The 22,930-nt window shown below is 69.9% G+C and carries 18 protein-coding genes; 12 read left to right on the forward strand and 6 right to left on the reverse strand.

Annotation, left to right across the window (positions count from 1 at the left end; translation table 11 throughout):
- Window positions 1-74: 74 nt before the first annotated feature.
- Window positions 75-584, reverse strand: coding sequence for a DUF1003 domain-containing protein (locus ACFXJ5_RS21280; protein WP_384633068.1), 510 nt, complete (start codon window positions 582-584; stop codon window positions 75-77).
- Between the two features lie 122 nt (window positions 585-706).
- Between ACFXJ5_RS21280 and ACFXJ5_RS21285 the strand changes: the two genes are divergently transcribed.
- From ACFXJ5_RS21285 to ACFXJ5_RS21295, 3 genes are all read left to right on the forward strand, one after another.
- On the forward strand, window positions 707-1,177 hold the full coding sequence (locus ACFXJ5_RS21285; protein ID WP_384633071.1) for a MarR family winged helix-turn-helix transcriptional regulator: 471 nt from the start codon (window positions 707-709) through the stop codon (window positions 1,175-1,177).
- Complete coding sequence (locus ACFXJ5_RS21290; protein WP_384633074.1) at window positions 1,174-2,157, forward strand: zinc-binding alcohol dehydrogenase family protein; 984 nt, start codon at window positions 1,174-1,176, stop codon at window positions 2,155-2,157. The genes ACFXJ5_RS21285 and ACFXJ5_RS21290 overlap by 4 nt, the downstream gene beginning before the upstream one ends.
- A gap of 296 nt (window positions 2,158-2,453) precedes the next feature.
- On the forward strand, window positions 2,454-5,306 hold the full coding sequence (locus tag ACFXJ5_RS21295) for a BTAD domain-containing putative transcriptional regulator (RefSeq protein WP_384633077.1): 2,853 nt from the start codon (window positions 2,454-2,456) through the stop codon (window positions 5,304-5,306).
- A 172-nt stretch (window positions 5,307-5,478) separates the two neighbouring features.
- On the opposite strand, the gene ACFXJ5_RS21300 is transcribed toward ACFXJ5_RS21295, so the two are convergent.
- Window positions 5,479-7,638 (reverse strand): alpha-galactosidase, encoded by a 2,160-nt coding sequence (locus ACFXJ5_RS21300; RefSeq protein WP_384633080.1) that lies wholly within the window; start codon window positions 7,636-7,638, stop codon window positions 5,479-5,481.
- A 179-nt stretch (window positions 7,639-7,817) separates the two neighbouring features.
- Between ACFXJ5_RS21300 and ACFXJ5_RS21305 the strand changes: the two genes are divergently transcribed.
- The 8 genes from ACFXJ5_RS21305 to ACFXJ5_RS21340 all read left to right on the forward strand — a co-directional run bounded on the left by ACFXJ5_RS21305 (window position 7,818) and on the right by ACFXJ5_RS21340 (window position 17,668).
- Window positions 7,818-8,021 carry a hypothetical protein gene (locus tag ACFXJ5_RS21305; RefSeq protein WP_384633083.1) on the forward strand — a complete coding sequence of 68 codons (204 nt, stop codon included), beginning with the start codon at window positions 7,818-7,820 and terminating at the stop codon, window positions 8,019-8,021.
- Between the two features lie 2 nt (window positions 8,022-8,023).
- Window positions 8,024-9,337, forward strand: coding sequence for an ABC transporter substrate-binding protein (locus ACFXJ5_RS21310; protein ID WP_384633086.1), 1,314 nt, complete (start codon window positions 8,024-8,026; stop codon window positions 9,335-9,337).
- A 20-nt stretch (window positions 9,338-9,357) separates the two neighbouring features.
- On the forward strand, window positions 9,358-10,302 hold the full coding sequence (locus ACFXJ5_RS21315; protein WP_384633089.1) for a carbohydrate ABC transporter permease: 945 nt from the start codon (window positions 9,358-9,360) through the stop codon (window positions 10,300-10,302).
- Entirely contained in the window at window positions 10,299-11,222 is a 924-nt protein-coding gene (locus ACFXJ5_RS21320; RefSeq protein WP_384633092.1) for a carbohydrate ABC transporter permease, read from the forward strand. Before ACFXJ5_RS21315 ends, ACFXJ5_RS21320 begins: the two co-directional genes overlap by 4 nt.
- 118 nt (window positions 11,223-11,340) lie before the next feature.
- Window positions 11,341-13,197, forward strand: coding sequence for an alpha-galactosidase D (locus tag ACFXJ5_RS21325; protein ID WP_384633094.1), 1,857 nt, complete (start codon window positions 11,341-11,343; stop codon window positions 13,195-13,197).
- A gap of 81 nt (window positions 13,198-13,278) precedes the next feature.
- Window positions 13,279-15,714 (forward strand): glycosyl hydrolase family 95 catalytic domain-containing protein, encoded by a 2,436-nt coding sequence (locus ACFXJ5_RS21330; RefSeq protein WP_384633097.1) that lies wholly within the window; start codon window positions 13,279-13,281, stop codon window positions 15,712-15,714.
- The gene (locus ACFXJ5_RS21335; protein ID WP_384633100.1) at window positions 15,711-16,976 is read left to right on the forward strand and encodes an SGNH/GDSL hydrolase family protein; all 1,266 of its coding nucleotides are present in this window, start codon (window positions 15,711-15,713) and stop codon (window positions 16,974-16,976) included. Before ACFXJ5_RS21330 ends, ACFXJ5_RS21335 begins: the two co-directional genes overlap by 4 nt.
- 47 nt (window positions 16,977-17,023) lie before the next feature.
- Window positions 17,024-17,668, forward strand: a complete 645-nt coding sequence (locus tag ACFXJ5_RS21340) for a peptide deformylase (protein WP_384633103.1) — start codon at window positions 17,024-17,026, stop codon at window positions 17,666-17,668.
- 79 nt (window positions 17,669-17,747) lie between these two features.
- Here ACFXJ5_RS21340 and ACFXJ5_RS21345 read toward each other — a convergent pair whose 3' ends face one another.
- Window positions 17,748-18,779, reverse strand: a complete 1,032-nt coding sequence (locus tag ACFXJ5_RS21345; protein WP_384633106.1) for an MBL fold metallo-hydrolase — start codon at window positions 18,777-18,779, stop codon at window positions 17,748-17,750.
- Window positions 18,780-19,154: 375 nt separating this feature from the next.
- Between ACFXJ5_RS21345 and ACFXJ5_RS21350 the strand changes: the two genes are divergently transcribed.
- On the forward strand, window positions 19,155-20,066 hold the full coding sequence (locus ACFXJ5_RS21350; protein WP_384633109.1) for a PaaX family transcriptional regulator C-terminal domain-containing protein: 912 nt from the start codon (window positions 19,155-19,157) through the stop codon (window positions 20,064-20,066).
- A gap of 42 nt (window positions 20,067-20,108) precedes the next feature.
- Here ACFXJ5_RS21350 and ACFXJ5_RS21355 read toward each other — a convergent pair whose 3' ends face one another.
- The 3 genes from ACFXJ5_RS21355 to ACFXJ5_RS21365 are packed head-to-tail and all read right to left on the reverse strand — an operon-like array spanning window position 20,109 to window position 22,926.
- Complete coding sequence (locus ACFXJ5_RS21355; protein ID WP_384633112.1) at window positions 20,109-20,900, reverse strand: enoyl-CoA hydratase/isomerase family protein; 792 nt, start codon at window positions 20,898-20,900, stop codon at window positions 20,109-20,111.
- Complete coding sequence (locus tag ACFXJ5_RS21360; RefSeq protein WP_384633115.1) at window positions 20,897-21,745, reverse strand: 3-hydroxyacyl-CoA dehydrogenase family protein; 849 nt, start codon at window positions 21,743-21,745, stop codon at window positions 20,897-20,899. Before ACFXJ5_RS21360 ends, ACFXJ5_RS21355 begins: the two co-directional genes overlap by 4 nt.
- On the reverse strand, window positions 21,742-22,926 hold the full coding sequence (locus tag ACFXJ5_RS21365) for a thiolase family protein (protein WP_384633118.1): 1,185 nt from the start codon (window positions 22,924-22,926) through the stop codon (window positions 21,742-21,744). The genes ACFXJ5_RS21360 and ACFXJ5_RS21365 overlap by 4 nt, the downstream gene beginning before the upstream one ends.
- Between the last annotated feature and the right edge of the window lie 4 nt (window positions 22,927-22,930).

The following is a 22,930-nucleotide window of genomic DNA, read 5'->3' on the forward strand; positions in this document are numbered from 1 at the left end:
GTATAGTTTAAATCTAAACTAATAAGGGAGGCCAGTTGTCCCGGCCCCGATGGCGTGGCCGACCACCCGCCGCCTCAGAGGGTCTTCGGGTCCACCGGCGACCCGGGCGACGCCCCGTTCATGTTCGCGCGGCTCTGCGCGATGATCTCCTGGACGCGCTTCTCGACCCCTTCGGGATCCAGTCCGAGCGCCTTGCCCATGTGGACCGACCACACCTCGGAGCGGACGTTGTTCTCGAAGTCCAGGTCCGCACGTACGTTTTCGCGCTGGGCCTGCCGGTTCTGGCTCACCATGACGAAGGTCGAGAGGAAGATCGCCTCGAGGCTCACGATCATGGTGAGCAGCCCGAAGGGATAAGGGTCGAAGATCGCCCCCTTGCCGAGCAGCCCCTCGTTCAGCGCGATCCAGACCAAGAACCACACGGCGTGGATGTAGACGAACTGCATCGTCCCCGCGAAAGCGGTGATCGCGTCCGCGACCCGGTCCTGCGACGAGCGCAGCCGTATGAAGACCTCCTGCTCACGTGGGAGTCGGACGACGGGGCGATCGGGGACGGGGTGACCGTCGGCGGAGTGGGAGTTCATGCGCCCATGGTGCCCGACCGCACGGCCGGGCGGGCCACGCGCCACGCGACGCCGCGCGACGCGGTGGTAGGCTCGCAAGAAGATTCCAAGGAATTTAGTTCTTCGTCATCCAAGTGGGGAGCATGACGGACCTCAAACAACTCTTCAGCGACCTGGTCCGGCTGGAGATCGAGCTGTACGACGCGCTCGACCGACGGCTGCGCGACGACTTCGGCCTCCCGCTCGGCAGCTTCGAGCTGATGCAGGTCATCGCACGTACCGCGGGGTGCCGGGTGTACGACATCGTGAGCCGGCTCTCGATCACGGTCGGGGGCGCCAGCAAAGCCGTCGACCGGATGGAGGCGGCGGGGCACTGCGTGCGCCGGTCCAACCCCGACGACCGGCGCTCCTCGATCATCGAGCTCACACCGGCAGGCGAATCCCTCCTCGCCCGGGCGACCCCCGTGGTCGACGGCGAACTCGAGATCCGGCTCGGCTCCGCACTCTCCGCCCGCTCACTCCAGCAGCTGAGCGCCACCATCGCGACGCTCCGGTCCGCCGGAGCCCGCGCCAACGCCAACGCCACTACCGACGCCGAAAGGGCGGCCACATGACCGGCACCATGCGAGCGATCGTCCTGGACGCACCCGGCCCCGCCGATGCCCTCGCCATCCGTGAACTTCCGATCCCCACCCCGCAGCCCGGGTGGGTCCTCATCCGCGTCAAGGCCTTCGGCCTGAACCGCTCCGAGCTCCACACCCGGCTCGGCCTGGCCGACGGGGTCACCTTCCCCCGCGTGCCGGGCATCGAGGCGACCGGAGTCGTGGCCGAGTGCCCGGGCGGGGAGTTCACCGCCGGACAGCAGGTGGTCGCGATGATGGGCGGCATGGGCCGGACCTTCGACGGCGGATACGCCGAATACACCTGCGTCCCGGCCGGCCAGGTGATCGCCTTCCACAGCGATCTCGACTGGAGCACGCTCGGCGCGGTCCCGGAGATGCTCCAGACCTCCTACGGCGTCCTGACCGTCGGCCTCGACGCACAGCCCGGACAGTCGATCCTCATCCGCGGCGGCACCTCATCCATCGGCATGGCCACCGCCGTCCTCGCCAAGCAGCGGAACATGACCGTGCTCTCGACCACGCGCAGCCCCGAGAAGGCCGCGGCGCTGGCCGTCATCGGCGTCGACCACGTCCTGATCGACGACGGCGAGGTCGCCGCCCAGGTCCGCGCGATCCTGCCCGAAGGAGTGGACACCGCGCTGGAACTCGTCGGCACACCCACCCTGCGCGACACGCTCCACGCGACGCGCGTGCACGGCGTCGTGTGCTTCGCCGGCATGCTGTCCAACGAGTGGACGATCAAGGACTTCTATCCGTTGGACTACATCCCGAGCGGCGTCCGGCTCAGCACCTACGGCGGTGATGCCAAGGACCTGCCGGCGCGAGTGCTCCAGGACTTCCTCGATGCCGTCGCGGCCGGCGACACCACGGTCCCCATCGACCACGTCTACGGTTTCGACCGGATCGTCGAGGCGCACACGGCCATGGAGGACGGCAGCGCCAAGGGGAAGTTGGTCGTCACCACCGCCTGAGCGGCCGGGCGCGCCGCGCTTGCGGCGCTGCCCGGTTGCCCCGTTGGCCGGCCCACTCCCCCCGGTGGCCTTCGCGTCGTGCCTGGCGCGAGAGCACTTCTGCTCTTTCGCCCGATCCCCCCGTTCCGCGAGCTGCCTGTGGGCCGGCAACACCAGGGTGAGGGGCGGGGATAGGACAAAACCTTGACGAAAACTGGACGTGAGCCGTCCGGACCGTAAGCATGAACGACACAGGGGTAAGGGAGGTGCCTACGCGCGGTGCGCTGCAGGAGGCGCTGCGATCTCGGAGGCTGTACATGGAATTCCGACTACTGGGTCCGGTCGAGGCGTCGGTCGACGGCCGGCAGCTGGATCTCGGCCCGCCCCAGCAGCGGTGCGTGTGGGCCGTACTGCTGGCCGAGGCGCCGCGCACGGTCCCGACGGAACAGCTGATCGACCGCGTATGGAACGACCACCCGCCTGCCACGGCGCGCAGTGTGCTGTACAGCTACGTGACGAGGATGCGTAACACCCTGCGCACGTCCGGCGCGGAAGCGGCAGGTGTCCGGCTGGTCCGCCGGTCGGGCGGCTATCTGCTGGAGCTGCCCCCGGAGCGGGTTGATCTGCACCGCTTCCTGGGCCTGGTCGCCGAGGCGCGCGCGGCGGAGGGCGACGACGAGCACGCTGCCGACCTGCTGCGGGAAGCGCTCGCGCTGTGGCAGGCGGACGCACTGTCGGGTGTGCCCGGCCACTGGGCTGAGGGGATGCGCACGCGGCTGGACGGCCAGCGGGCCACGGCCCTGCAGCTCTACCACGACGCGCAGCTCCGCCTGGGCCGCCACGACGAGATAGTGGCGGGGCTGCGCGAGCTGACGGCGGACGATCCGCTGGACGAGCGGCTGGTCCGGCAGCTGATGACCGCCCTGTACCGGTCCGGGCGGCCCGCCGAGGCCCTGGAGACGTACGACCGCACGCGCAAGCAGCTTGCCCAGAGCCTCGGCATCGACCCCGGGACGGAACTCCAGGGGCTGTACCAGCAGATCCTGGCCGCGGACTCGGCACTGGCGGTACCCGCGGCCCGCTCCGCACCGGAACCGCCGGCGACCCCGGCCCCGTTCCCGACGCCCGTGCCACGCCAATTGCCCGCGCCACCATGGCTGTTCACCGGGCGGGTCGACGAACTGGCCGCGCTGGACCGTGCGTTGGACGCCCCAGCCGACGAGCCGGGCGGCACGGTGGTGATCTCGGCGATCGGCGGCACCGGCGGCGTCGGCAAGACCTGGCTGGCCCAGCAATGGGCTCACACCCACATGGAGCGGTTTCCCGACGGGCAGCTCTACGTCAACCTCTGCGGCTTCGATCCCACCGGCGAGCCGATGGCGCCGCAGGCAGCCCTGCGCGGCTTCCTGGACGCCCTCGGCGTGGAGCCCTCGGCGATACCCGCCGACCCGGATGCCCGGGCCGGGCTCTACCGGTCCGTCGTCGCGGGCAAGCGCATGCTCATCCTGCTGGACAACGCCCGCGACACCGAGCAGGTCGCCCCGCTGCTGCCCGGCAGTCCGAGCTGCACCGTGCTGGTCACCAGTCGCAGCCGGCTCACCGGCCTGACCACCACCCATGGCGCCCAGCCCCTGGCGCTGGACGTACTGACCGACGCCGAGGCCCACCGGCTGATCGTCCGCCACCTCGGGGCCGACCGGGTGGCCGCCGAGCCGGAGGCCGTAACCGCCCTTCTGGACAGATGCGCGGGGCTGCCGCTGGCACTGGGGATCATCGCCGCCCGCGCCACCACCCACCCCCACTTCCCCCTCGCCGCGCTCGCCGAGGAGCTGCGAGAAGCCGCGGGCCGGCTCGACGCCCTGGACTCCGGCGACATCACCGCCGATCTACGGACCGTGTTCGCCACCTCCTTCCATGCCCTCGACGGCCCGGCGGCACAGGTCTTCGGGCTGCTCGGCCTGGTGGCCGGCCCGGACATCGGCACGCCGGCCGCCGCGGCCCTCACCGCACTGCCGGTCCCCCGGGTCCGTGCTCTCCTGCGCGCCCTGGAAGCCGCCCATCTGGTCCAGCAGCACCTGCCCGACCGCTTCCGGATGCACGACCTGGTCCGCCTCTACGCCGCCGAACGCGGGCAGTACGACCACAGCGCCGAGGCCCGCACGGCCGCCCTGCAGCGGCTGGTCGACTTCTACCTCCACACCGCCCACGCCGGCGACTGCCTGCTGTCCCCGCACCGGCCACCGATCGACCCCGGCCGGCCCGCCGCCGGGTCCTCCCCCTCCGCGCCGAAGGACGCCGCGGCCGCGCTGGACTGGTTCGAGGCCGAACACGCCTGCCTCCTGGCCGTCCAGACGCTCGCCGCGGAGCAGGGGCTGCACCGCCAGGCGTGGCAACTGGCGTGGACGATGGACACCTTCCACTCGCGCCGGGGCCACGTCCGTGACCAGCTCACCACCTGGCTCACCGCATTCACCGCCACCGAACAGCTGGCGGACCCGGCCTCCCAGGCACTGGCCCATCGCGGCCTCGGCCGAGTGCGCTCCCTGACGTCCGAGTACGCCGTGGCCCTCGATCACCTGCGCCAGGCCCTGGCGCTGCTCGAACAGACCGGTGACACCAACGGCCAGGCCCGCACCCACCGCGCACTCGCGTGGACCTGGGGACAGCAGGGCGATCACCGGCAGGCGCTGACACACGCGGAACACTGCCTGCGCCTCCATCGGACCCTCGACAACTCCGCAGGGGAGGCGAACGCGCTCAACGCGGTGGGCTGGCACCACGCCCAGCTGGGCAACTACGAGCAGGCCAGGCCCCACTGCGAGCAGGCCCTCGCCCTCATCCGCCAGGACGCCGACCGCGACCGCGACGGCGAGGCCGACACCCTGGACAGCCTGGGCTACATAGCCCACCACACCGCCCAGCACGTCCAGGCCCTCGACTACTTCCGCCAAGCCCTCGCGCTGTTCCACGCCATGGGCAACACCTACGAAGAGGCCAACACCCAAGCGCGCCTCGCCGGCACCCACCTCGCCATGGGCCGGCCCGACGAGGCCCGGCACGCCTGGCGCCAAGCCCTGGACCTCTACCGCGCCCAGCGCCGCACCGCCGAAGCCCGGCACATCCAGGACCGCCTCGACGCCCTCGCCGGGGGCCGGTCAGCGGCCTCCTAGGCCCTGTCTGACACATAGCGCCGGCCGCCCGGAGGGCGGGCCCCGCGGCGTCTGGTGCGTGTGATCGCAAGGCGGAGGATCGCCCTCGTAGTGGGCTACTCGGGCGACTCCGACAACGCAGCGAGCGCGCGTGCAAGGCGTCGCGGGGCAGGCGGGATGTGTCAGACAGGGCCTAGGACGCGGGGCCGGTGCCGTCCGCCGCCGTCCCGTCGTCCACCCTGACCAGGCGCAGGGTCGTGCTGGACCAGTCCCCGGGCGGCAGTTCGGGCGTGATCCCGTAGCCGGTCAGTACGGACGCGTGACAGACCGCGCCGGTCCGGGTGTCCCGGTAGCGCGCGGCGGGATCCAGGCCGGCGAGCCTGAGGGCGGGGCGCGGCGTGCCGTGGCGCGGCGCCCGCTGCCACACCAGCACGAAGGCCTCCCGGCGGTCGGTAGTGGTGTACTGCACGGCGGACGGCGCGTCGTCGACGGGACCGCGCAGCCGGTGCTGGGTGCCGTGCTGCACGATGTGGCGGACCGTCTTGTACTCCGCCACCAGCTCGGCGCCCTCGGCGAGTTCCTCCGCCGTCCAGTGTGCGAGGTCGCCGCCCACTGCCAGTACCCCGGCCATCGCGACGTGGAAGCGGTAACGCAGCGGCACGGAGCGGCCGGTGAGCTGGTTGGGGACATCCGTCACCCAGGCGGACATCGTGCGTGCCGGGTAGATCTGGCTGTAGCCGTGCTGGATGGAGACCCGGTCGGCCGCGTCGGTGTTGTCGGACGGCCACGCCTGGTCCGTGCGGGAGAGGATGGCCAGGTCGACGCGGCCGCCGCCACCGCTGCAGGTCTCGATCCGCAGCCCCGGATGGTCCGCGCGAAGCCGGTCGATGACGCCGTAGAGGTTGTGCACGTACCTCGTCCACAGCACGTCCTGGCCGCCTTCGCGGCCCGGCCAGCCGGCCTCGCTGAAGGCGCGGTTCATGTCCCATTTGAGGAAGTCGATGCCGTTGTCCGCGACCAGCCGGGTCAGCCAGCCGTAGGCCCATTCGGCGACGTCGTCGCGGGCGAAGTTGAGCACCAGTTGGTTGCGCAGTTCGGTGCGGGTGCGGTGCGGGAAGTGCAGCACCCAGTCCGGGTGCGCGCGGTACAGGTCGCTGTCCGGGTTGACCATTTCGGGCTCCACCCACAGGCCGAAGCGCATGCCGAGCCGGTGGACCTCCTCGATCAGCGGGGTGAGCCCGTCGGGGAAGCCCTTGGTGGCCGGTGACCAGTCGCCGAGTCCGGCGGTGTCGTCGCGGCGTCCGCCGTACCAGCCGTCGTCGACGACGTAGAGCTCCACCCCGAGCTCCGCCGCCCGCGCGGCAAGCGCTTTCTGTCCGGCCTCGTCGACGGCGAAGCCGGTGGCCTCCCAGGAGTTGAACAGCACGGGGCGCACCTCGTCCGGGTGCGGCAGCACATGGGCCAGGACGTACGCGTGCCAGCTGCGGCTCGCGGCGCCGAAGCCGCCGTCGGTGTACACGGCGGCGTAGCGCGGGGTCGCGTACTCCTCCCCCGGGCCGAGCGGCACTGACGCCCCGTCATGCCCCGCTCCACCGGTGAAGGCGGTACGTCCGTCGGGGGTGCGCTGCACGGTGACGTGCCAGCTTCCGCTCCAGGCCAGGGCCGCGCTCCACACTTCACCCCGGTCCTCGGTGGCGTCGCCGACGTCCAGCATCACCCACGGGCTCGCGTGGTGGCTGGTGATGCCGCGCCGGCTGGTGAGGACGGTCTCGCCGTGCGGGACCGGCTCCCGGTGCAGCAGGCTCTCCGCCGACCACTGGCCCGTCACATGGCTGATCCGGTAGTCGTCGCGCGGCGGCAGCGTCCAGGCGGCCGAGTCGGCGCGCAGCACAGAAAGCGGTTCCTTTCCGGTGTTGTGCACCACGGTCCAGCGCTCGATGACGTCGGTGTCGTCATGGACGCGGTAGTGCAGGGTGACCGCCAGCGGGTAGTGGCGGTCGCGGAACTCCAGGGCCAGTTCGGCTGCTCCGGGCGCCGGTTCGACGATCCGGTGACCGACGGGCTCCCACTCGAAGGCGCGTGTGCCGTCGGCGAACTGCACCCGCAGCGACGGCGCCCCGTACCGGGCCCCTCCGTCGACGGGCAGTTCCTCGCCGGCCGGGGGGCGGCCCTCGAAGCTGCTGATCTCCACGGCCGGAGGAGGCACGAGCTCCGAGGCCGCCGCGAGGGTCAGCCGCGGTCCCCAGGCGAGGTGGCAGGGCGCTCCCGTCTCGTCGATCCGCAGCGCGTAGGACGTGCGCGGGGTGGAGAGCAGCCAGACCCCGGAGGCCGGGGCGAAGGAGATCGCAGCCATTGATCCTCACGTTCAGATAGCGCCACAGGAGCAGTGAGCAGCCAACAGCGCCTTCGATCGACTGTCAACACCTGTCCTTGATCTGGCTTTTGCAGGTAATGGACCCGCTTGCAAGGTTCTTCAAGAGGAGTCTGCTTCTTTCATTGACAGAGGAAAAGAACCACCTTAAGTTTCCGGCCATGCGCTCGACCTCTCCTGAGGCGATCCCGGCGACGACGCCGGCCGCTTCCCCGGTCTTCACGACCGTGCTCTCCCACGGCCCGCTCAGGCGGACCGGCGGGGGCGAAGGGACGCGGCCGGAGGCGGTGGCCGAGGAGTGGGCGCGCGGGTCCGCGGGCGCCGCGATCCAGTCCTTCATCGGGTCAGACACGTACGAGGAGTAGCGATGACGCTGCAGAGCCCCACCCTTTGGACCCCCACAGGTCCCAGCCGCAGAAGGGTGGTCCAGGGGCTGTTCGGCGCCGGTGCCGCAGCCCTGGCCATGCCCGCCCTCGCCGCCTGCGGCGGAGGAGCCGCGGCCGACCCCAAGACGGTGACCTTCGGGTCGAACGGCGCGGACGCCACCCCGAAGAAGGCCTACGCCGCGGTGACGAGCGCCTTCGAGAAGGACAGCAAGCTCACAGTCAAGACGAACACCGTCGACCACGACACCTTCCAGAAGAGCATCTCCACCTACCTGCAGGGCACCCCGGACGACGTCTTCACCTGGTTCGCCGGCTACCGCATGCAGTACTTCGCCAAGAAGGGCCTCGCCAGCCCCATCGACGACGTGTGGGACAAGATAGGCAGCGGGTACAGCGACGCGGCCAAGCAGCTGTCCAAGGGCGAGGACGGGAAGTACTACTTCGTCCCGCTCTACAACTACCCGTGGGCCGTCTTCTACCGTAAGAGCGTCTTCAAGAAGTACGGCTACCAGGTCCCCACGACCTGGAGCCAGTTCACGGCGCTGGCCAAGCAGATGAAGAAGGACGGGCTCTCCCCCATCGCCTCCGGCTACGGCGGCGGCGACAGCTGGAGCATCCTCGGCACCTTCGACTACCTCAACCTCCGCGCCAACGGCTACGACTTCCACATGTCCCTGATGCGGGGCCAGGTCGCCTGGACCGACAAGCGCGCCGTGCGGACCATCGACCTGTGGCGTGAGATCACCCCGTACTACCAGACCAGCGCGGGCGGCCGCTCGTGGCAGGACGCCGCGCAGTCGCTGCTCGACGGGAAGTCCGGCATGGCGGTCATCGGCCTCTTCCTCGGCCAGCAGGTCACCGACGAGTCCCTGCGCTCCGACATCGACTTCTTCCCCTTCCCGGAGATCGATGCGGCGTACGGACAGGACACGGTCGAGGCGCCCACCGACGGTTTCATGCTCAGCCGCAAGCCGAAGAACGCCGACGGCGCCAAGAAGTTCCTCGAGTTCCTCGGCAGCGCACAAGCCGAGAAGCTCTACATGGGCGTCGACCCGAGCAATGTCTCCGTCAACTCCGGCGCCGACACCAGCTCCTACAACGCCCTGCAGAAGAAGTCCGCCGAACTCATCGCCGGTGCCAAGCACATCACCCAGTTCGGGGACCGCGACAGCGACCCGGGATTCATCTCCACCGTGGTCGAGCCCGGCTTCACCGAGTGGCTGAACCACCCGGACGACGGCTCGGCCCTGCTCAAGAAGATCGAGTCGCAGCGCTCGCGCTTCTTCACGGCCTGATCCCACCGGAGAGGTTCACCATGTCCTCCGTGCGTACCGCGCTTCGGTCGTCGTCGCGCGCACACACTCGTCCTCGCCGGCTCGGTCCTGGTGACCGCCTCTTCCTGACGGTTGTCGTCGGCATCCCGCTGCTCGCCCTGCTGATCTTCGTGTGGCTGCCGGCGCTGGCCTCCATCGGTCTGTCCTTCACCAGCTGGGACGGCCTCACCCTGTCCGACATCCACTGGGTCGGACTCGACAACTACCAGCAGATCTTCACCAACTACCCGCCCTTCTGGCCGGCCGTCAGGCACAACGTGATCTGGCTGGTCTTCACGGCGCTGCTGCCCACGCCGTTCGGTGTCTTCCTGGCCTACCAGCTGGACCACAAGATCCGCTTCACCAAGATCTACCAGACCGCGATCTTCATGCCGATGGTGCTGTCCCTGGCGGTCGTCGGCTTCATCTGGGAGATCATCTACAACCCCGACAACGGGCTGCTGAACGGCGTGATCGGTGCCGTGTCGTCCGGCCACCACATCGACTGGCTGGGCGATCCCAACCTCAACCTGTGGGCCGTACTGATCGCTTCCGGCTGGCGGCACGCCGGCTACATCATGATCCTCTACCTGGCGGGACTGAAGGGCTTCGACCCCGCCCTGAAGGAGGCGGCCTCGCTCGACGGCGCCAACGGACGCCAGACCTTCCTGAGGGTGGTGCTGCCGGCCCTGAAGCCGGTCAACATCATCATCCTGGTCGTCACCGTCATGGAGTCGCTGCGCGCCTTCGACCTCGTCTACGTACTCGGCGGCGGCACCGGCAGCAAGCCCGGCATGGAACTGCTGTCCCTGCTCATCAGCGACAACATCATCGGCGAGTCCAGCCACATCGGATACGGGTCCGCCCTCGCGGTCATCCTGCTCATCGTCTCCCTCGCCGCGATCGCCGCCTTCCTCTTCCAGACCTTCCGCAAGGAGGACCAGTGACCGCGACCGCCACCCCGCCGGCCTCCCGGTCACGCACCCCGCTCACGCGTACCCCCGACGCCCCCAGGGGGCCGAAGCGGCAGACCGGACGGCACATCATGCTCGGCAGCATCGCGCTGCTGTGGCTCGTCCCGCTGCTGTGGGCCGTCTACACCTCCCTGCGGCCCTACTCCGACACCACGAAGCACGGCTATCTGTCCTGGCCGCACAGCATCGGTCTGCAGAACTTCTCGGACGCCTGGAGTCAGTCCGGGATGCCGCACTTCTTCTGGAATTCGGTGCTCATCACCATTCCGGCGGTTCTCGGCACCCTGCTGTTCGCCGCGGCGGTGGCCTTCTTCGTCTCGCAGTTCGACTTCCGCTGGAACGTGGTGCTGCTGATTCTCTTCACCGCGGGAAATCTGCTCCCCGCACAGGTGTTGATCACCCCGCTGTACCGGCTGTACCTTCTGATACCGCTGCCGCCGTGGATGAGCGACTCCCTGCTTCTGTACAACTCGCTCTGGGGCATCATCTTCATTCACATCGCCTACCAGTGCGGCTTCTGCACCTTCGTGCTCAGCAACTACATGAAGACGATCCCGAAAGAGATCTCCGAAGCCGCTCTCGTCGACGGGGCCCAGGTGTGGCGCCAGTTCTTCCAGATCGTGTTGCCGCTGTGCCGCCCGGCGTTCGCGGCGCTCGCGACCCTGGAATCCATCTGGATCTACAACGACTTCTTCTGGTCCCTCGCGCTGATCCAGACGGGCGACAAGCGACCGATCACCTCGGCGCTGGCCAACCTGCAGGGCCAGTACTTCACCAATCCGAACCTCATCGCGGCAGGTGCTCTCATGACCGCGATCCCGACGCTTCTGGTGTACTTCGCGCTCCAGCGCCAGTTCATCAGCGGCCTCACCATCGGCTCGGGCAAGGGCTGAGCCGCCGACCCGACGTCCCGGCGGTCACCACGACCGTACGGCCCCCCGGCGTCGGGAACGCACGTCCCCTGCCCGGTTCCACCGCGCACCCGCGACCCGACAAATGGAGGTCCGACCCATGCGGTCATCCTCGTACCCAGCCCTGCCCGGAGCCCGCGCCGGCTCCGTGCGCCGCACCATAAGAGCCATGCTGGTCCTGGCCGTCACCGCCGGTCTCGCGGCGGTCGTCCCCGCCGCCGGGGCCACCGCCCCCGCCAAGGCCGCGACCACGACGGCGACCACGCAGGACGCCACCGCCGGCATGGCCGCCACGCCGTACATGGGCTGGTCCAGCTGGAGCATGCAGTCCTCCAGCTACCCCGGTCTGAACCCGGACGGCAGCTACAGCTACCTCACCGAGGCGAACGTCCTGAAGCAGACGGACGCCCTCGCCTCCAAGCTGAAGCAGTACGGCTACGACTACGTCAACATCGACGCCGGCTGGTGGATGGACAACAACTGGAAGCCCGGCTACGACCAGTACGGCCGGCAGACGCCCGACCCGGTCCGGTTCCCCGACGGCATGAAGTCGGTCGCCGACCACATCCACTCCAAGGGCCTCAAGGCCGGCATCTACCTGCCCGTCGGCCTGGAGAAGGGGGCGTACAACGACGGCAAGACGCCGATCTGGAACGCCCCCGGCTGCACCACCGCCGACGTCGTCTACTCGGACCTGCGCACCACCAACGGCTGGGACAGCGCCTACAAGCTGAACTTCGACAACCCCTGCGCACAGAAGTACATCGACTCGCAGGCGCAGATGTTCGCCGACTGGGGCTACGACTTCCTCAAGCTGGACGGCGTGGGCCCGGGCTCGTTCAAGTCCGGTGACAACTACAACAACGTCGCCGACGTCGCCGCCTGGCACCAGGCCATCGCCGCCACCGGGCGCCCGATCCACCTCGAGCTCTCCTGGTCGCTCGACATCGGTCACGCCGCCGACTGGAAGCAGTACTCCAACGGCTGGCGCATCGAGACCGACGTCGAGTGCTACTGCAACACCCTTGTCACCTGGGAGAACTCGGTCAACGACCGGTGGGACGACGCCCCGGCGTGGAGCAACAAGGCCGGCCCGGGCGGCTGGAACGACCTCGACGCGATCGATGTCGGCAACGGAACGATGGACGGCCTCACCAAGGCCGAGCGGCAGAGCTACATGACCCTGTGGGCCATCAACAAGTCGCCGCTGTTCACCGGTGACGACCTCACCAAGCTGGACAGCTACGGCGTCTCCCTGCTGACCAACAAGGAAGTCATCGCCGTCGACCAGAACACCTCGCCCGTCGCGCGTCCGGTCACCCCGGTGGGCAACCAGCAGGTCTGGGGCACCAAGAACGCCGACGGCAGCTACACCGTCGCCCTGTTCAACCTCGGCGACTCGCCGGCCTCCGTCACCGCCGACTGGGCATCCTTCGGATTCACCGGCAACGCCTCGGTACGCGACCTGTGGAACAAGGCGAACCTCGGGACCTACAAGAACAAGATCACAGAGGCGCTGCCCGCGCACGGCTCGCGGCTGTTCACCATCAAGCCCGGCGGCACCACGCTGGCGACCACGAGCTACGAGGCCGAGGCCGCGGCCAACACCCTGACGGGCAACGCCTCCGTCGCCGGATGCGACGCCTGCTCCGGCGGCAAGAAGGTCGGCAACCTCTACACCGGTGGCGCGCTGCGGTTCAACGACGTCACGGTGAAGAAGGACGGGATCTACACCGTCAAGGTCGCCTACGTCAGCGGTGACCCCCGTTCGGTGACCGTCTCCTCCAACAGCGGTAACGGCACCAGCCTGAAGTTCCCGTCCACCGGCGACTGGAGCACGCCAGAGACCGTCAGCGTCCAACTGGCCCTGAAGGCGGGCACCAACACCATCACCTTCGACAGCGGCAACGGATACGCACCGGACATCGACAAGATCGACGTGCCGCAGTCCGTCTGACCCACTTCCCGCGGGGCCCGGTGACCTGACCGACCCGGGCCCCGCGGGGAACCTTGTTCCCGCACGAGCCGCTCCCCGGATATGGAGTGCACAACCGTGGACATCCAGCACACCGCATCACGCGACAACACGCCCAGCCGAAGAGGCTTCCTCGCCATCGCCGCCGCAGCCGGCGCGGCCACCGCACTCGGCGGTCTACCCGCCTTCACCGCCTCGGCCGCCCCCCTGCGCCCCACCGACTCGCCCATGCTGTCCGCGGCCGACGCCGCGAAGAACCAGCTGTGGTGGCAGGCCCCTGGCTCCGCCAACTCGATGATCAAGCAGGGCCTGCCGATCGGGAACGGGCGCCTGTCGGCGCTCGCGAGCAACGACCCGTCCAGCGAGCTTCTGATGATCACCGACGCCTCCCTGTGGACCGGCGGTCTCAACGACAAGCTGCAGAGCGACGGCCAGTTCCCCTACGGCCGCGACGACTTCGGCTCCCTGACCCTGCTGGCCAAGCTCACCGTCGACATCCCCGACCACGACCTGGGCAACGTCAACAACTACCGTCGTACCCTCGACCTGGCCCAGGGCCTGATCGGCACCTCGTACGACATCTCGGGCGTGACCTACCGGCGGCAGGTGTTCGCCAGCCGCCCCGACGACGCCATCGTCGCGTACTTCTCCCAGCAGGGCGGCGGCACCTACACCGGCACCGTCACCCTCGCCGGCACCCACGGCGAGACCTCCACCGCCAACAGCGCCGGGCGCTACACGTCGTTCGGCGCCACCCTCGGCAACGGCCTGAAGTACGGCGCCGCGGTCACCGCCTACAGCAGCACGGGCAAGGTGAGCGTCAGCGGTACGTCGATCTCGTTCACCGGCGTCAAGGACCTGACCGTCGTCGTCAGCGGCGGCACCAACTACGCGCCCAACTCGGCCGCTAAGTACCGCAACCCGTCCGTGGACCCGCAGGCCCTCGCCAAGACCAAGGTGCTCGCCGCGGCCCGGCACTCGGCGAGCACCCTGCTGCACACCCACGTCGCCGACTTCCTCCCCCTGTCCGGGCAACTGGACATCAACCTCGGCGCCTCGTCGGCCGTGCAGCGCGAACTGGACACCTGGGACCGGTTGCAGGCGCGCTGGCGGGACAACGTCCCCGACCCGGAGCTCGAGGCCGCCTACTTGCAGTTCAGCCGTTATCTGATGATCTCCGGATCGCGGGCCGGCAGCCTGCCGATGGGCCTCCAGGGCGGGTGGCTGGACGGCAACGACCCGGACTGGATGGCCGACTACCACACCGACATCAACATCCAGATGAACTACTGGGCGACCGACCGGGTCGGCCTGTCCGACCAGTTCGACGCCCTCACGGACTACTGCCTCGCGCAGCTGCCCGACTGGACGGACGTCACCCAGCGGCTGTTCAACACCTCGACCAACCGGTACCGCAACTCCAGCGGCAAGATCGCCGGCTGGACCGTGGCCATCTCCACCAACCCCTATGGCGGCGGCGGCTGGTGGTGGCACCCGGCCGGCAACGCCTGGCTCTGCCTGAGCCTGTTCGAGCACTACGAGTTCACCCAGGACCGCGCGTACCTGGAGAAGATCTACCCGCTCCTCAAGGGCGCGGTGGAGTTCTGGGAGGCCCGCCTCATCACCACGACCGTCACCGACGCCTCCGGCGCCTCTCGCGAGGTGCTGATCAACGACAGCGACTGGTCGCCCGAGCAGGGCCCGCTCGACGCCAAGGGCATCACGTACGCCCAGGAACTGGTGTGGAACCTCTTCGGCAACTACCACACCGCGACCGCCGCGCTCGGCAAGGACGCCGCATACCGCACGACCATCGACGGTCTGCGAGCGCGCCTGTACCTGCCCGTGGTCAGCCCCACGAGCGGCTGGCTGGAGGAGTGGATGTCGCCCGACAACCTCGGCGAGACCACGCACCGGCACCTCTCCCCGCTCATCGGCCTCTTCCCCGGCGACCGGATCCGTCCGGACGACTCCACGCCGAAGGACATCCTGGCCGGCGCGACCGCCCTGCTCACCGCGCGCGGCATGACCAGCTTCGGCTGGGCCCAGGCATGGCGCAGCCTGTGCTGGTCGCGGCTGAAGGACGCGGAGAAGGCGTACCAGGAGGTCGTCAACAACCTCAAGCCGTCGGTGAACGGCAGCAACGGCAGCTCGCAGAACCTCTTCGACATCTACGAGGTCTCGGAGGGCAACGGCATCTTCCAGATCGAGTCGAACTTCGGTACGGCCGCCGCGATCATCGAGATGCTGCTGTACTCGCGGCCGGGACACGTCGAGCTGCTGCCCGCGCTGCCCGCGGCCTGGGCGGCCGCCGGCTCGGTATCCGGTGTGGGTGTCCGCGGCGGCTTCGTCGCCGACCTCAGCTGGAAGAACGGCAAGGTCACCCAGCTGACCCTGAAGAGCGTCGGCGGCCGCGACACGACCGTCTTCGCGGGTGCCGCCTCACGAAAGGTCAGCCTCAAGCCCGGTGAGTCCGTCACGCTGCGGAACCTCGGATGAGGGCCGACGTGTACCGGCGCCGCGCGGTGGGTGTCTTCTCCGCGCTGATCATGGCGGTCTGCGGACCCCTGACCGCCACCTCGGCGGCTCAGGCGCAGCCGCAGGCCGCGACGGGCACGGCGGGCACGACGGCGACCCCTGCCGCCGCGCAGACCAAGCACTCCGTGGTCACCTGGGGCGCCAGCGCCGACAAGCAGGGCGCCGGGCCCGCCGACCGCAGCTACCGGCTGATCGTGCGCACCAGCGTCGGCGGCACGGACCTGCGTATCCGGCTGTCCAACGCCTTCGGCGACCACCCCGTCACCTTCACGAGCGCGTACGCGGGGCTGCAGCAGCAGGGTGCGGAGCTGGTCCACGGGTCCAACCGGCAGCTGTCCTTCGGCGGGGCCGCGTCCGTCACCGTCCCGGCCGGGGAGACCGTGCTCAGCGATCCGCTGTCCGGGAAGCTGGCCGCCCAGAGCAATCTGGTCGTCAGCCTGTATGTCACGGGCGCCCAGGGACCGACGACCGGTCACGGCATGGCCATGCAGACCAACTACGCGACCGCCGGCAACCACGCCGCCGAGGAGGGCGCGGCCAACTGGACCGATCCGATGGGCTCCTGGTACTGGCTGGACGCCGTCAGTGTGAAGACGTCCGCCTCGGTCGGCTCGGTGGTGACCTTCGGTGACTCCATCACCGACGGATGGGCCTCCACCACGGACCAGAACCGCCGCTGGCCCGACTATCTCTCCCGGCGGCTCCAGGCCGCGTCCGGCATCACCGTGAAGGGAGTGGCGAACGAGGGCATCTCCGGCAACAAGGTCCTCGCGGACGGCGCCGGGCAGTCCGCGCTGAACAGAATGCAGCGCGATGTCCTCTCCCAGCCCGGGGTCAGCACGGTGTTCCTGTTCGAGGGCATCAACGACATCAAGGCGCACACCGGCGTCACGGTGGACGACATGATCGCCGGCTATCAGCAGATCATCGACCGGGCGCACGCGGCGGGCAAGTGTGTCGTCGGCGCGACCGTCATGCCGTTCAAGGGCTGGTACGAGTACGACGACGCCTCCGAGGCCGTGCGCCAGGGCGTCAACGACTGGATCAGGAACAGCGGCGCGCTCGACGCCGTGACGGATTTCGACAAGATCACGCGTAATCCGTACGACCAGACCGAGATCCTGCCGTTCTTCGACGGCGGCGACCATCTCCACCCGAACGACAAGGGCATGGCGGCGATGGCGGACGCCGTCGATCTGTCCGCTCTGCAGTGTGACCGCTGATCGAACCCTCCACCTTCCCGGGCGGTGCCGTCTGGGAAGGTGGAGCCATGTCCGGACTCCCCACCACCGAACTCATCGCGCTCGTCGACGGCCTGCTCGAGGGCCCGCGGCCGCTCCCGATCGTCGTCGCCGGCGATCCCGTCCTCCGGCGTCCCGCCGACCCTTACGAGGGGCAGCTCGGCGACGAACGCCTCGGCAGGCTCGTGGCCGCCCTCCGCGAAGCCATGCACGCGGCACCCGGCGTCGGGCTCGCCGCCCCGCAGGTCGGTGTCCCGCTGCGGCTCGCCGTCATCGAGGACCCGGCCGAGGTGGCGGACGAGGTACGGCAGGCGCGCGCCCGCACGCCCCAGCCCTTCCGCGTCCTGGTCAACCCCGTGTACGAACCCGTGGGCCCGCGGAGGGCCGCCTTCTACGAGGGCTGCCTCAGCGTCCCCGGCTGGCAGGCTGTCGTCGCCCGCCACGACACCGTGCGGCTGCGCGGGCAGGACGGCAGCGGCAAGGAGATCGACGAGGAGTTCACCGGCTGGCCCGCCCGGATCGTCCAGCACGAGACCGACCACCTCGCGGGCACCCTCTACCTCGACCTCGCCGAGACCCGTTCCCTGACCGGCAACCAGGCCTTCCTCGACCGCTGGTCGCAGCCCACACCCGAGAGGGCCGCCGCCGAACTCGGCTTCTCCCTGCCTGAGTGACCCCGTCGCCCCGCCGGGGACGTGCGGGCAGACCTCCGGCCGCCGTGGCCCCAGGACCCTGGACCCTGGACCCTGGACCTCACACTGACGCGTAGTGCCGGACGCCGTCCGCGGCGGCGGTGGTCACACGTCCTTGCTCGGCCAGTACGTCCAGGTGGGCCAAGGTCTCGGTCACAGCGAGGCACTGGTTGAACAGATCGAGGTCGGCCATCCGACGGTTCCTGCTGGTCCAGCCCAGCGTCGCCGCGACCGCCGACGCCGTGGCGTGTCCCGCGGCGACCGCGGCGGCGATCTCGTCGAGCCGCCGGCCGTGGTGCGCCAGGAGTTCGTCGATCCGCTGGTGGGTGCTGGCCGAGACGGGACCGTGGGCTGGGAGGTAGCGCTGATCGGGCAGCGCGCGGACCATCCGCAACGAGTGGAGGTAGTCGCGCAGCGGGGAGGCCGCGGGCGCCTGCTCGAAGCCGATCGAAGGAGTGATGTGCGGCAGCACGTGGTCGCCTGCGTACAACTCGCCGCGCTCACCGTCGAGGTAGACGACATGGCCCTGTGTGTGTCCGGGAGTGGCGAGCGCCTGCAGCGCCCGGTCGCCGACCTTGACGGTGACCGGGGTGTCCATCCACTCGTCGGGGGGCTCCCATTCGGTGGACCTGTGCTCGGAGCGGAGGTCGTCGAGCCGGTGGACGAGGTCCGTGGCCCCCGCGCGCCGCAGTTGGCTGCGCATACCGCGCCAGGGGTCCGCGTCCTCGTCGCGGGCACGCCGAATGTTCTCCTCCTCTCCGCGCCCAAGCAGGATCCGGGACCCGAACTCACGCCGCAGCATCACCGCCATCGTGTAGTGGTCCCGGTGCACGTGGGTGATGAGGAAGCGGTCGACGTCACCGAAGCCGCACTCCAGAGCGCGCAGTGCGGTCTGGAACGACTCCCGCGCCTGGGCCAGCGCCCAGCCGGAGTCGATGACGACCAGGCCCCCGCCGGTGCGCAACGCGTAGACGTTCACGGCCCGCAGGCCGTCCGAGGGCAGTGGCAAGGGGATGCGGAACACGTCCTGGGAGACCTCGAAGACCCCCGGACGAGTCCAGTCGCCGGTCGGGTCATCGACTTCGATCTCCATGCGTCACTCTCCATCCTCATCGCGCGCCTGCGCGGGAGCGCCACTCACACAACACCACTCTACGTCTGCTGCAACCAGAACCCCAGAAGCGTCTATTGTTGACGACAAACAGCCGACAGGGGCCATGCACCTCGAAGACCGAGCCACACGGTGGAGGTCGACAGCTCGCAGAACTCGGATGCATGATGCGTCCGTTACCTGCCCCTCGTCGGTCAACAACGGGCCCATGGCTCATTTTCGACAATATCCTGTCGCAGAATCGAAAACAAGTATAGTGAATTGACGCTCGACCCACCCACGCGGGCAGCCCGTACCCTGAAATCACGCAGCGGCCTGATACGCCCGTGTGGACCACAGTGAAGGAAGTGACGGACGATGGTGGATGCGGGAGGTCCGGAGGCCGGCCGGCGAAAGTCCCGGGGCGGCCGCGCCCAGGCGGCGGACACCCGGCCAACGGTCAGCAGGCGGCGCGAGGTCGGCCACACCAGCGCGCGCTCGCTCCTGGCCACCATCCTCGGTGAGTACGTCCTGCCCCGCGACCGCCCGGTGTGGACGTCGGCTCTGGTCGATGTGCTGGCGAAGTTCGACGTCGAGGAGAGGGCGAGCCGCCAGGCGCTCCTGCGCACCGCGGGCGAGGGCTGGCTCGCGTCCGACCGGGTGGGCCGCCGGGTGCGCTGGGCGCTCACCCCGCCGGGGCGCAGGCTGCTGACCGAGGGCGCCGAGCGCATCTACGGCTTCGGCCGCGACGAACGGCCGTGGGACGGCACCTGGCTGGTCATCCTCCTGTCGGTGCCGGAGACGAAGCGCGAGCTGCGCCACCGGCTGCGCACCCAGCTGGCCTGGACGGGGTTCGGCACCCCCGAGACCGGCGTCTGGATCTCGCCCGACGTCCGTCACGAGACGGAGGCGCTGAGCGTGCTGAAGGAGCTGGAACTCGCCACGGACGCCACGTCGTTCACCGCGAACTACGGCGCCGTGGGCAGCGAGGAGGCGATGGTGGCCCGGGCCTGGGACTTGCGCGGGGTGGAGGCGCACTACGAAGCGTTCATTGATCAGTTCACCGGGGCGCAGCCGCTCGACGGGGACGGGGTCCTGCTGGCGCAGACCCGGCTGGTGCACGAATGGCGCCGGTTCCCCTTCCTCGACCCGCAGTTGCCACGCACGCTGCTGCCGGAGCGCTGGAGCGGTGAGCAGGCAGCCGACCTGTTCCACCGGATGCACGACGAGTGGCACGACCGCGCGCAGCAGCGCTGGGACGAGCTGATGGGCGCGCACGACACGGCCTGATTCCCGACGCCGTGACAATGATCTGCGCGCCCCGACTCCCGGTCACCGGCCGGTGCGCGATCTGCGGCTGAGGAAGGCGTCCATCCGGGCGAACTTCTCCTCGTCCTCGAAGAGCACGGCCTGTGCGACGAGGTCCAGTTGCGGGTGCGCCTCCTGCGGCGCGTCCGCCACCAGCTTGGTCAGGCGCAGTGCGACGGCCGATCCGCGCAGCATGCGGTCGACGGTCGCGTGCGTGCGGGCCAGCAACTCCTCGGGCGGGGCGACCTCCAATACCAGGCCGAGTTCGAGGGCGCGTTGCGCGTCCAGCACCGACCCGGCGAGCAGCACCTGCTTGGCGACGCTCTCGCCCAGCAGCCGGACGAGGCGGTAGGCCGCGCCCGCGCCGGCCATTATCCCCAACTGCGGCTCGGGCTGGCCGAAGCGGGTACGGGGGGTGGACAGCCGCAGGTCGCACGCGTAGGACAACTCCGCTCCCCCGCCCAGCGCGTGGCCGTCCACCGCGGCCACCGTGGGCATCGGGAGCTGCCGGATGCGCTCGAACAGCCGCAGGTTGATCCCAGCGAGAGCGTCCTGCCGCCGCTGTTCGCGGAGTTGGGCGATGTCCGCGCCCCCGGCGAAGACGCCGTCCGTGCCGCCGGTGAGCACCAGGACTCTCGGCGTGTGCTCCAACTCCGCACAGATCCCGTGCAGTTCCTCGACCATGGCGGCATTGATGGCATTGCGCTCGGCCGGCCGGTCCAGTGTCACCACGGTGCGGTCCGGCCTGCGCTCGACTCGCAGCGTGTCGAGCGTCTGCTCCGCGGCGGTCTCAGCGGCGGGCTCCGGCCTGGTCACCCCTGGCTCCAGTCGTAGAAGCCCTTGCCACTCTTGCGCCCCAGTTCCCCGGCAGCGACTTTGTCGACCAGCACCTGCGGGGGGTCGAACCGCGGCCCGTAGGTGCCGGCCAGATGGCGGGCGATGTCGAGCCGTACGTCCAGTCCGACCAGGTCGGTCAGTCGCAGCGGCCCCATCGGGTGGCGGTAGCCCAGCTCCATCGCGCGGTCGATGTCCTCGGCCCCGGCCACACCGTCCTCCAGCATCCGCATGGCCTCAAGGCCGATCGCCACGCCGAGCCGGCTCGTGGCGAACCCGGGCGCGTCCCGGACCACGATGGTCTCCTTGCCGATCGCCGCGGCCGCCTCGCGGGCCAGGTCGAGTGCCGCCTCACCGGTCTGCGCACCGCGCACGATCTCCAGCAGCGGCATCGACCAGACGGGGTTGAAGAAGTGCAGGCCGAGAAAGGCGTCGGGCCGGTTCAATGACGCCGCGAGCGTGTCGACGCTCAACCCGCTGGTGTTGGTCGCCAGCAGCACCGGCTTGCGGTCCTCGGCGGCGGCGAGCACCTCGCGCTTGAGTTCGATCCGCTCCGGCACCGCCTCCACCACGAGGTCCAGGCCCTCGCGCAACTGCACCACCTCGCCCGCCAGCTCGACCCGGTCGGGCAGCGCCTTCGCGGCGACGGCGTCCAGCTTGCCGCGCTGCTCGGCCCGTTCCGCCTGCTTGCGGATGGTCTCCAGGGCCAGCCGCGCCCGGCCCGCGTTCGGCTCCACCAAGGTCGTGGCGTATCCGGCGGCCGCGAACACGTAGGCGATACCCAGGCCCATGGTGCCGGCGCCGACGACACCGATCTGCTTGCTCATACCGCCTCCAGCGCCATCGAGACTCCCTGACCGACCCCTACGCACAGGCTCACCAGTCCGCGTCTCCCGTCTCCCCGGTGCAATTCGTGCGCCAGCGTTCCGGCCAGCCGTGCCCCCGAGCAGCCCAGCGGGTGCCCAAGGGCGATGGCGCCGCCGTTGACATTGGTCCGCAGCGGGTCCAGTTTCAGCAGGTCGAGCACCGCGAGCGACTGGGCGGCGAACGCCTCGTTCAGCTCGACCACATCCAGGTCGTCGGTGGACCAGCCGATCCGCCAGAGCAGCTTGCGGGTCGCCGGCACCGGGCCGATGCCCATGTAGTCCGGGTGCACTCCGGCTGCGGCGGTTCCGACATAGCGGGCCAGCGGCTCGGCCCCGAGCGCCACCAGGCCGCGCTCGGAGGCCAGCAGCAGCCCGGCCGCGCCGTCCGACAGCGGCGAGGAGTTCCCCCCGGTGACGGTGCCGCCCCGGCGGAAGGCCGGTCTGCGCCGGGCCAGCGCCTCGACAGTGGCCGACCGGTCCGGGCCCTCGTCCGCGCTGACCTCGCTGTCCCCGGTCTTGACGGGCACGATTTCCTCGGCGAACCGGCCCGAGTCGGCGGCGACCACAGCGCGCCGGTGGCTGGTGACGGCGAACGCGTCCTGGCGCTCCCGGCCGACGCCGTACCGCTCGGCGACGTTCTCCGCAGTCTCGCCGAGCGAGATCGGCGGGTAGTCCTGGCGCATCCGGGGGTTGACCAGCCGCCAGCCCAGCCGGGTGTCGGCAAGCTCCATCTCCCGCGGATACCCGGCCTCCGGGCGCGGCAGCACGAACGGCGCCCTGGTCATCGACTCCGACCCGCCCGCGAGGCAGAGGTCCGCCTCACCGCTGGCGATCGTCCGCGCGGCGCAGGCCACCGCCTCAAGCCCGGAGGCGCACAGCCGGTTCACCGTCACCCCGGTCACCTCCACCGGCAGTCCGGCCAGCAGCAGGCCCATCCGTGCGACGTTACGGTTGTCCTCGCCGGCCTGGTTGGCGGCGCCCCAGTAGATGTCGTCGATACGCGACGGGTCCAGTGCGGGGGCACGGTTCAGCAGGGCCCGCAGCACCTCGGCGGCAAGGTCGTCCGGCCGTACGCCGGCGAGTTGTCCCTTGGCCCGACCCATCGGGGTGCGGCAGGCGTCGACTATGTATACAGCGGTCATCAGT

It is taken from the genome of Streptomyces sp. NPDC059373, from assembly GCF_042751495.1.
Taxonomy (GTDB): domain Bacteria; phylum Actinomycetota; class Actinomycetes; order Streptomycetales; family Streptomycetaceae; genus Actinacidiphila.